This window comes from Escherichia sp. R1 (genome assembly GCF_003000935.1).
In the GTDB taxonomy this organism is placed as follows: domain Bacteria; phylum Pseudomonadota; class Gammaproteobacteria; order Enterobacterales; family Enterobacteriaceae; genus Escherichia; species Escherichia coli.
Map to the genome: position 1 here is coordinate 1 of NZ_PSRU01000057.1, position 3,177 is coordinate 3,177.

A 3,177-nucleotide genomic window follows, 5' to 3' on the forward strand; every position below is an offset into this window, starting at 1 on the left:
AGGTGTGGTGCGGTGATGTGACCTATATCTGGACGGGTAAGCGCTGGGCGTACCTCGCCGTTGTTCTCGACCTGTTCGCAAGAAAACCAGTGGGCTGGGCCATGTCGTTCTCGCCGGACAGCAGGCTCACCATGAAAGCGCTGGAAATGGCATGGGAAACCCGTGGTAAGCCCGGCGGGGTGATGTTCCACAGCGATCAGGGCAGTCATTATACGAGCAGGCAGTTCCGGCAGTTATTGTGGCGATACCAGATCAGACAGAGTATGAGCCGGCGCGGAAACTGCAGGGATAACAGCCCAATGGAACGCTTCTTCAGGAGTCTGAAGAACGAATGGATGCCGGTGGTGGGTTACGTAAGCTTCAGCGAGGCAGCTCACGCCATAACGGACTATATCGTTGGATATTACAGCGCACTAAGACCGCACGAATATAACGGTGGGTTACCCCAAACGAATCGGAAAATCGATACTGGAAAAACTCTAACGCGGTGGCCAGTTTTTGTTGACCACTTCAAGAGAAAAGAACCGATGAAGGTGGCCAGTACATTTTGTGTGGTGACGTCTTCAACAACTAAACGCGTAGCTCTGGGAGTCACATTAGTAGTGGCTGAACCGTAGGCTGTGACCATGATACTCAGCGAAAATGTGGTCACTGCCAGCATACTCGATGCCAGTATGTTCAGAATGTTATCGACTGCTTCCGCACCAACCTTCACGGAAACCGACTCAGGTATCATTGATTTAAAAAGAATTGATAAAAGGGCCGTTATTATCGCGACAATTGCGAATAACGTTGCCCTGAACCATAGTTTTTTAATTGTCTGCTTCAGCATCCATTTCCAGCGTGAAATCATTCTGCATTCCCTCATATTGCGGCCGAGATAATAATTGCCGCCCCCAGGACGGCATGTTGCTATTAACGAACCAGGTGCAGGAAGTGCAGGTGTTTTTCGTACTGGTCCAGTATGTCATTAATCAGCTGTTCCTGGTTCCAGCCCATCACATCATAATTTTGACCGCCTTCTTTGAGATAAACCTCAGCGCGATAATATCGATGTTGTTCAGTCTGCTGCTCATCATTATCCATTGCGGCGAGCGCGAAGGTCGGTGAGATATACCCGCGAAGCCTCACTTCATATATAAAATTCAGCTCGTTGCCCAAATCGACTTCAAGACGAATACGATCGTCGACTGCATCACTAATGTGGCTTATCGTCCCCTGCTTGTTCAGTTCCTCCTGAACCAGCGTCATGGCGGGCTGGATAACGTCGTCCATAAAACGTTTCACAAGAGATCGCTTCGGCAGATACGCGATATTGCGTAACCTTCTCTGCCAAGGAATTGGGTTACGTGCAGCCGTAGGAGCAATTGTCGCCATGCTCAGGCTTTCACGCTTGGTCAAATCCCGGCGCAAAGCTTTTAAAAGTCCGTATATGGATATTAGTAAGATCACTGAGAAGGGCAATGCACTCGCTATTGTCACCGTTTGCAGCGCACTTAGCCCTCCGGCAAGGAGAAGCGCAATTGCAACAATGCCCATGAGCGAGGCCCAGAATATTCGCTGCCAGACGGGTGTGTTTGCCACTCCACCTGATGCCAGAGTATCCACAACCATTGCCCCCGAATCAGCAGACGTTACAAAGAAGACGATGACCATCGCCATTGCAATGAATGACAGCACAGAAGAGAACGGGAAATGCTCCAGGAAATTAAACAGGGCCAGCGACACATCCTGCTGAACAGTATTGGCGAGGTCTGTGGCCCCCTGGTTCATAATGAGATAGATCGCGCTGTTACCAAACACCGTCATCCACATTAGCGTAAAACCCGCGGGAACAAACAGCACGCCGGTGACAAACTCGCGAATGGTTCGCCCGCGGGAGACCCGTGCGATGAACATCCCCACAAACGGCGACCATGAAAGCCACCATCCCCAGTACAGTAATGTCCAGCCCCCCAGCCAGTTGCTCGACTTGGGCTCATACGCGTAAAGGTTGAACGTTTTACTCACCAGTTCCGAAAGATAACCGCCCGTATTTTCCACAAATGACTTCAGCAGAAGCACGGTTGGTCCCAGACACAGGACCAGCGCCAGGAGCAACAAAGCCAGACCCAGATTGAGTTCAGACAGGATACGTATTCCCTTATCCAGACCGGACACCACTGAAATCGTCGCTAACCCCGTGATGACCACGATCAGAATTACCTGCACCGTTTCATTGATGGGCACCCCGAAAAGATGGTTCAAACCGGCATTCACCTGCAAAACACCGTAACCCAGTGATGTCGCAACGCCAAAGACCGTGCCTATAACAGCGAAAATATCAACCGCATGTCCTACAGGTCCGTATATGCGATCGCCAATAATGGGATAGAGTGCGGAGCGCAGAGTTAAAGGCAGACCGTGACGGTAACTGAAGAACGCCAGAATCAGCGCCACAATGGCATAAATTGCCCATGCGTGCAGTCCCCAGTGGAAAAAGGTCAGACGCATTGCTTCCTTGGCTGCCGCAACGGTTTCTGGAGTGCCAACGGGTGGCGAAAGATAATGCATTACAGGTTCGGCAACGCCAAAGAACATCAGGCCGATCCCCATCCCTGCCGAAAAAAGCATCGCAAACCAGGAGTGGTAGCTGAAATCAGGCTGCGCATGGTCCGGGCCCAGCTTGATATCACCGTAGCGTGAGAGTCCAAGGAACGTGACACTCAGTAAAATCAGGGCCACAGCAAGGATGTAGAACCAGCTGGCATTCGTGAAGATTTGTTGCTGAAGTAGTTTAAAATTTTTGTCGGCGACATCCGGGAATACGGCGGCAAAGGCGACAAGAAGGAAAATTAGCAAAGCAGATGTAAAGAATACCGCTTTGTTAATCTGACTTGTAGACTTCTTTGGGATTGTATCATTTTCACTCATAATCATTTATTCCATTAATTAAATTCGCACTGGATAGAAGGTACTACCTCTCACAAAGTAGCAAAGTTCAACTGGCTATGCGGCGTTAATCGGAATGCATGGTGGAATGTTGAGGTGTACTGGCAATAGCGGACACTACCATTTGTTCTTTTTTTAAGCAGCCATCTGATGATATTTTTCCCTGAAGGCTGCCGGGGAGATATTCCCCAGACGAGAGTGACGACGCTGACGATTGTAGAAAATCTCAATGTATTCCCGTATTAC

The 3,177-nt window shown here is 49.8% G+C and carries 2 protein-coding genes and 2 pseudogenes; 1 reads left to right on the plus strand and 3 read right to left on the minus strand.

The annotated features are described in order from the left end of the window. Positions 1–505: pseudogene (locus tag C4F37_RS26855) on the plus strand (IS3 family transposase); the annotation flags it as partial. Between the two features lie 9 nt (positions 506–514). On the opposite strand, the pseudogene C4F37_RS26860 reads toward C4F37_RS26855, so the two are convergent. From C4F37_RS26860 to C4F37_RS26875, 3 genes and pseudogenes are all read right to left on the minus strand, one after another. Next, a pseudogene (locus C4F37_RS26860) lies at positions 515–853 on the minus strand (DUF2254 family protein); the annotation flags it as partial. 62 nt (positions 854–915) lie between these two features. Further along, entirely contained in the window at positions 916–2,913 is a 1,998-nt protein-coding gene (locus C4F37_RS26870; protein ID WP_001293436.1) for a BCCT family transporter, read from the minus strand. A gap of 153 nt (positions 2,914–3,066) precedes the next feature. Then, on the minus strand, positions 3,067–3,177 hold a 111-nt coding region (locus tag C4F37_RS26875; RefSeq protein WP_135116980.1), incomplete at its 5' end, for an IS3 family transposase.